The 6,428-nt window shown below is 68.3% G+C and carries 8 protein-coding genes; 2 read left to right on the top strand and 6 right to left on the bottom strand.

All coding sequences use genetic code 11. From position 1 onward, the window contains the following. Positions 1 to 237 (bottom strand): ATP-binding cassette domain-containing protein (locus tag D180_RS12565; RefSeq protein ID WP_043090923.1); only part of this gene is annotated, 237 nt, incomplete at its 3' end. A 329-nt stretch (positions 238 to 566) separates the two neighbouring features. On the opposite strand from D180_RS12565, the gene D180_RS12560 reads away from it, so the two are divergent. Further along, positions 567 to 854 (top strand): hypothetical protein, encoded by a 288-nt coding sequence (locus tag D180_RS12560; RefSeq protein WP_017909947.1) that lies wholly within the window; start codon positions 567 to 569, stop codon positions 852 to 854. On the opposite strand, the gene D180_RS12555 is transcribed toward D180_RS12560, so the two are convergent. The 5 genes from D180_RS12555 to D180_RS24560 all read right to left on the bottom strand — a co-directional run bounded on the left by D180_RS12555 (position 847) and on the right by D180_RS24560 (position 3,619). After that, complete coding sequence (locus D180_RS12555) at positions 847 to 1,416, bottom strand: GNAT family N-acetyltransferase (protein ID WP_017913066.1); 570 nt, start codon at positions 1,414 to 1,416, stop codon at positions 847 to 849. The genes D180_RS12560 and D180_RS12555 overlap by 8 nt on opposite strands. A 10-nt stretch (positions 1,417 to 1,426) precedes the next feature. After that, positions 1,427 to 1,963 (bottom strand): tail fiber protein, encoded by a 537-nt coding sequence (locus D180_RS12550; RefSeq protein ID WP_017913065.1) that lies wholly within the window; start codon positions 1,961 to 1,963, stop codon positions 1,427 to 1,429. Positions 1,964 to 2,021: 58 nt separating this feature from the next. Continuing rightward, positions 2,022 to 2,549: a tail fiber protein gene (locus D180_RS12545; RefSeq protein ID WP_011260754.1), complete on the bottom strand. Its 528-nt coding sequence runs from the start codon at positions 2,547 to 2,549 to the stop codon at positions 2,022 to 2,024. Positions 2,550 to 2,617: 68 nt separating this feature from the next. Further along, the gene (locus tag D180_RS12540; RefSeq protein ID WP_017909951.1) at positions 2,618 to 3,163 is read right to left on the bottom strand and encodes a tail fiber protein; all 546 of its coding nucleotides are present in this window, start codon (positions 3,161 to 3,163) and stop codon (positions 2,618 to 2,620) included. Between the two features lie 51 nt (positions 3,164 to 3,214). Further along, positions 3,215 to 3,619 carry a hypothetical protein gene (locus tag D180_RS24560; RefSeq protein ID WP_232760479.1) on the bottom strand — a complete coding sequence of 135 codons (405 nt, stop codon included), beginning with the start codon at positions 3,617 to 3,619 and terminating at the stop codon, positions 3,215 to 3,217. Between D180_RS24560 and D180_RS12535 the strand changes: the two genes are divergently transcribed. Then, positions 3,525 to 6,428 (top strand): putative Ig domain-containing protein (locus D180_RS12535; RefSeq protein WP_232760477.1); only part of this gene is annotated, 2,904 nt, incomplete at its 3' end. The two genes, D180_RS24560 and D180_RS12535, sit on opposite strands and share 95 nt — an antisense overlap.

The following is a 6,428-nucleotide window of genomic DNA, read 5'->3' as shown; positions in this document are numbered from 1 at the left end:
CAGCGCGCGGCTGCCGCGCGGCAGCGGCTTGCCGAACACCTGCAGCGTCCCCGCGGCCGGCTCCAGTTCGCCGGTCAGCGCCGCCAGCAGCGTGGACTTGCCGCTGCCGGAGGGGCCGAGCACCGCGGTGATGCTGCCGCGCGGCACGCTCAGCGAGACGTCGCGCAGGATCGCCCGGCCGCCGCGGTCGATGCGCACGCCCGACAACTGCACCAGATTGGATTCGGAAGACGCCATCGCGACCTTTAACGAAAATACAACATAGGATCGATCCGTTCGGCTGAACTTAACCGAACTGGCCCGTGCAGTATTGTGGCACTGCGCGGGCCGGTGTGTGCGCCCGCTTCGCCCCGTTCATGCAACAGCGTGTCATACGGCCGCGCATTGGTCGCCGGCGACGCCGCATCGGCTCGGGATGGCCGCCACCGCGCCAGCGCCTCGCCGCTGCACTTGAGGTGTGGACAAAAGGCGGTGTGGACAAATGCCCGCACAGCGCTTGTGCGCGTCGCGACGGCACGCGACGATGCCGGCAGGGCGCCCGTGCCGAACCACACCTGGAGTCAAGGATGGAGCTGTTGAGCTTGGAACACTTCGCCGGAAGCGTGAACGAGACGTTCTCGGCGCAGTTGAACGAAGGCGAGGTCGCATTCGTGCTGGTCGAAGCGCGGCCGCTGCCGACGCCGCCCGCGGCGCGGCGCGCCCCGTTCTCGCTGCTGTTCCGCAACGGCTCGGCGTTTCTGTTTCCGCAGCAGACCTACCAGATGCGCCATCCGCGCCTGGGCGAGATCGGCATCTTCCTGGTGCCGGTCGCGCGCGAACGCGACGGCTTCCTGTATCAGGCGGTGTTCAACTGACGCGCGCGTCCGGCTTCGTGCCGGCGCCATCCCAGCGCATGACCAGATGGGTCTGGCCGGCCTCGCCGGCAACGAAGCCCAGCCGCGCGTAGAGCCGCTGCGCTGCGGGATTGGCATGCAGCACGTGCAGCGTCAGTGCGCGCCCATCCGCATGCGCGAGCGCCTGTGCCTGCGCGATCAGCGCGCCGCCGATGCCGTGGCCGCGGCAGTCCGGCAGCAGGCTGATATCGACCAGGACGTGCGGATCCGTGCTGCGGTCCAGATACAGCCGGCCCAGCCGCGCGTGCGCGTCTTCCACGATCAGGAAGTCCGCGCCGGGAAAGTGCTGCAGATAGTGCGCATGCTGCAAGGCGAACTGCTGGTCGAGAAAGGCGCGCTTGGTTTGTTCCGGCCACGGCACCGTGGCCAGTTCGTCGCGGCGCGTACTGGCGTATAGGTCGCGCAGCCAGTCCAGGTCTGCCGAACGCGCCGGCCGCACGCCGATGCCGCGTGCCTGCAGCGCAGCGGGCGCCGCCCACCCGGCGTCCCGTTGCGGAAAGCCGGGCGAGGCGGCGATCGACATCACGCCTGCCTCAGTTGAAGACCGGATAGTTGCCCTGCAAGGCGATGCAGAAGTTCAGCGCCAGATACGGCTGCCGGTTCTCGTGCGCCTGACCGATGCCGGTGGGCATCAACATGGTCGGGGAGAACTGCGTGTTCGGCGCGACCGCCAGGAACGGACGCTCGGTATTCACGTTCAGCGTCGACAGGGCGACACCGCTCGCAGGCGAAGCGGTTTTCTTCGTGCCATCCGGCTGCGAGGCAGCAGTGACCCCGTGCTGGTGCATGGGGATCTGCGTGCTCTGCAGGCTCACCGACGCCGAGCCGAAATTGCTGCCCAGCGTGTGCGGCGTCAGTCCAGGCCCCGCGCCCTGCTGGCAGCCGGCGCGCGTCACGAAATTCGGCAGTTGGAACGTGGTGGTGCCATTGCCACCGTAGGCCACGCCGAGCAGGGAATACAGCACGGTGTTCTGCGTGATCGGCAGGGTGGCGCCGTTGCACAACGCCCAGCCGTACGGGTTGTAGTCGAAGCCGAACAGCTGGATTTCGCCGATATAGGGTTCGGTCATGAGCGGATTCCTCCGATGAGCGGATGCGTGCCGCGGCCGTGTCGGCGCGGCGCAGAGGTCAGGCCTGTTGCGGGAAGATGCCGGTGGTGGCGATGCAGTACTGCACGGTCAGCGTCGGCATGACGTTGTCGTGCGGTTGGTTGCCGCCAGCGAAGGACGTGCTTTGCGGCGACAGCGCCAGCATCGTGGCGCCGGTGACGTCGCTTGCATAGAACTGGCTCCCGTTGACCGCGGCCGGCAACAGCCCGGCGGGCGCGGTGGTGGTGGCCGCGGCGGTGGTGGCCTGCGCGGTATGCGTGTGCGCCGGCATCTGCAGCTCCGTCAATGTCACCGTCTCGGTGCCTGCGCGCTGGGCGAGCGGGTAGTTGCTCAGGCCCGGTCCCTGACCCTGGTGGATCGGCAGGCGACCACGCAGATCCGGCACCGCGAAGGTGCTGGTACCGTTGCCGCCGTAGGCAGTGCCGAGCAGGACGTACAACGGTTCGTATTCGGAGATCTGCAGCAGCGAGCCGTCGCACGCCTGCCAGCCTTGAGGCGTACGGCCGAAGCCGAACATGCGGATTTCGCCAATGAAGGGAGTACCCATGAGATGCTTCCTGGTCGATGAGGCGCCACGCGCACGACTGTGCGCGGCGTGCCCGGATGCGGATGCGCCTAGCTGCGCGAAGGGAAGATGCCGGACAGCGCGATGCAGAAATTGATCGTGGTGTACGGCTGCACGTTCGGATGCGCCTGGCCGCCGCCGCTATTGGCGATGGTGGACTGCGACAGTGGCACCGTTGCGCCTGGCGCGGCGTACAGCGCGTGCGGAGTTCCAGTAGGGATGTAGTTGTTGGCGAACAGGCGGCCGGTCGGTATGCGGTTGTCACCGTTGGCGCTGCTGCAAGTCATCAGGTGGGTATGCGGGGGCAGGTTGTCGCCTACCAGCGTCACCGTCTCCGCGCCGGCGGCCTGGCCCATCGGCACCGCAGGCGGCTGCCACGCCGGGTCGGCTGATGGCCCGTAGCCCACCGGCGTGCGTCCGCGCATGTCCGGCAAGCCGAAGGTGGTTTTGCCGTCGCCGCCGAAGCGGGTGCTGAGCAGACTGAACAGGGCCTGGTTCTGATTGATCGGCAGCAATTGCCCGTTGCACTGCGCAAAATATTTTGGCGCAAACGCGAAACCGGTCAGCATGATCTGACCGATGAAGAACTCGCTCATGCGGATCTCCCCCCGGAGTGGATGACGCCAGACCTCGTGTCTGGCGCCAGACTACTTAATCACGACTTCGGCGACTTGCAAGCGACGATTTCGCTGAACCAGACAGACGTGACGCATTTGTTGCTTTACGCGGCGTCGAATTTGCTGTTCCAATGGCCGCGCGACGCGCATGGCCGATGCTTGCTGGGCCGATGTTCCGCGAAGTCCGAGGCACCAGGATGGCTGCCAGCGCCCATGGGGTGGCGCGTTTTGGGGGAATCGAAATATGTCTACAAAATGCTCCGCATCGAGCGGCGTGCGACGGATGTTGCGTTGGCTGATGGCGCTGCTGTTGATGACGACGTCGCAGGTTTGCCTGGCTTTGTACTGCCCGTCGCCTAAAACCGCGACCGTGAACCAGGGCCAATCGGTGACGTTCGACGTCAGCGACTGCGACGGGACCTCGAACGGTGGCATGACCGATCCTCTTGTGCAGCCTGCGCACGGCAGTTTCGTGCTCAGCCAGCAGTCCGGTCCTGGCACGCAGACGGTGACCTATACCAACAACGGGGACGGCGCGACCTCGGACTCGTTCTACCTGCTGGACGAGGACAACAACCAGGTCGTCTTCAACATCACCATCAACCCTTCGCGCAGCGCCAGCATCACGGTTTCCCCGTCCAGCGCCAACGAGGACAGCGGCACGCCCTTCGTCTACACGGTGACGCTGAGCTCGACCAACAGTTCGGCGACCACGGTGAACCTGACCCGCAGCGGCACGGCCACCAGCGGGACCGACTACACCGGTGCGGTCACCAGCGTCGTGGTGCCGGCCAACGCGACGTCCGCCAGCTTCAGCGTCACCCCGGTCGCCGATACCACGGTGGAGCCGGACGAGACGGTGATCTTCCAGGTGGCCAACGGTACCGGCTACTCGATCGGCAACCCTTCCAGCGCCACCGCCACCATCGTCAACGACGACTATCCCTCGGCAAGCATCGCGGTGTCGCCGGCCAGCGTCGCCGAAGATGGCAGCGCCAACCTCGTCTACACCGTCACCCTGAGCCAGGCGTCGCCGTCGGCGCTCTCGATCGGCTTCAGCGTGGGCGGCACCGCGACGTCCGGTACCGACTACGCAGCGGTCAACTCGCCGCTGGTGATTGCGGCCGGGCAGACCAGCGGCACCATCACCGTCGATCCCACCCCCGACACCACGGTGGAACCGGACGAGACCGTGGTGATCAGCCTCAATGCGGGCAGCGGTTACACCGTCGGCTCGCCGTCCAGCGCCACCGGCACCATCCTCAACGACGATGTGGTGGTGACGATCTCGCCGACGTCGCTGCCGGCGGCCACCGCCGGCACCAGCTACAGCCAGACCCTGAGCGCCAGTGGCGGGACCGCGCCGTATGGCTTCGCGATCACCACCGGCACGTTGCCGGTGGGGATGCTGCTGAGTTCCGCCGGCGTGCTGTCCGGCACGCCCAGCGGCACCGGCAGCTTCAATTTCACCGTGTCCGCGACCGACAGCGGCGCATCACCCATCAGCGGTAGCCGTGCCTATACGTTGACGGTGGCTGCGCCAACCGTGTCGCTGCCAGCGACGACCCTGCCCAACGGCACCGCCGGCCAGGCCTACAGCGCATCGATCAACCAGGCCAGCGGCGGCATCGCGCCGTACACCTATGCGGTCACTGCCGGTGCCTTGCCGGCGGGCGTGACCGTCAACAGCGCAAGCGGCGCGCTCAGCGGTACGCCGACCGTCACCGGCAATTTCAGCTTCACCCTGGTCGCGACCGACAGTACCTCCGGAACGCCGGGCCAGGCGTCGCGCAGCTATACGCTGGCGATCGTGGCGCCGACCTTGACCGTCGCCCCGTCCACGCTGCCGTCCGGGACCGCGGGCACCGCCTACAACCAGACGTTGAGCACCAGCGGCGGGACGGCGCCCTACACCTACGCGCTCAGCTCCGGTGCCCTGCCTGCGGGCCTGAGCCTGAGCAGCGCCGGTGTCCTATCCGGCACCCCGACCGTGGCCGGCAGTTTCACCTTCGTCGTCGGCGTCACCGATGCCGGCAGTTTCGGTGGCTCGCACGCCTACACCCTGTCCATCGCCTCGCCGACCCTGGCCATCACCCCGCCGACGTTGCCGGCGGCGGCGATCAACGCCAGCTACAGCCAGGCGCTGAGCACCAGCGGCGGCACCGCGCCGTACAGCTATGTGCTCAATGCCGGCGCCTTGCCGAGCGGGATGAGCCTGAGCGCGGGCGGCGTGCTGTCCGGTACGCCGACCACGGCCGGCAACTTCGCGTTCACCGTGGGCGTTACCGACGCCAACGCCTTCACTGCGGCGCAGGCGTTCACCCTGACCGTGGCCTCGCCGACGCTGACGCTGTCGCCGCCGGCGCTGCCGGCCGGCACCGCGGGCAGCGCCTACAGTCAGGCGCTCAGCGCCACCGGCGGTACCGCGCCCTACAGCTACAGCCTCGCTACCGGCGCGTTGCCGGCCGGGCTGAGCCTGAGCGCGGCCGGCGTGCTGTCCGGTACCCCGACCCAGGCGGGCAGTTTCGTCTTCACCGCCACCGTCACCGACAGCACCGCCGGCGTCCCCGGCCAGGCCAGCCGCAGCTACACGCTGAGCATCGCGGCGCCGACCCTGACTCCGGGGCAGCCGACCTTGCCTGCCGGCACCGCGGGCACCGCGTACAACCAGACCCTGAGCACCAGCGGCGGCACCGCACCGTACAGTTACAGCGTGGTCAGCGGTGCGCTGCCGACCGGGCTGACCCTGACCACGGCGGGCGTGCTGTCCGGCACGCCGAGCGCGGCCGGCAGCTTCGCCTTCAGCATCAAGGTGAGCGACGCCAACGGCTTCTCGGCCACGCAGGCCTACACCCTGACCATCGCCTCGGCGGTGCCGGCACCGGTGGCGGCGAACGACACCGGCGCCACCCTCGTGGATACCGCGCTGACCCTGGCGGTCACCGGCAACGACACCGGCAGCATCGACAGCATCGCGATCGCCACGGCGCCCAGCCACGGCACCGCGACCGTCGATGGCGTGCGCCTGGTGTACACGCCGGCGCCGGGCTACGTGGGCGTGGACAGCGTGCACTACACCGCCATCGGCGCCGGCGGCACTTCGGCGCCGGCCGTGGTCACCATCACCGTCAACGCACGCCCCATCGCGGTGTCGGTGACGGTGCCGGCGGTGACCGGGCAGGCGCAGACCCTGGACGTCACTCGCGACGCCACCGGTGGCCCGTTCGTGGCGGCCGCCGTGGTC

Origin of the sequence: Xanthomonas sp. SHU 166 (assembly GCF_000364685.1) — a bacterium.
GTDB classification, from domain to species: domain Bacteria; phylum Pseudomonadota; class Gammaproteobacteria; order Xanthomonadales; family Xanthomonadaceae; genus Xanthomonas_A; species Xanthomonas_A sontii.
Note: the sequence above shows the minus strand (reverse complement) of the source record. Positions and strands in the feature narration are given on the sequence as shown.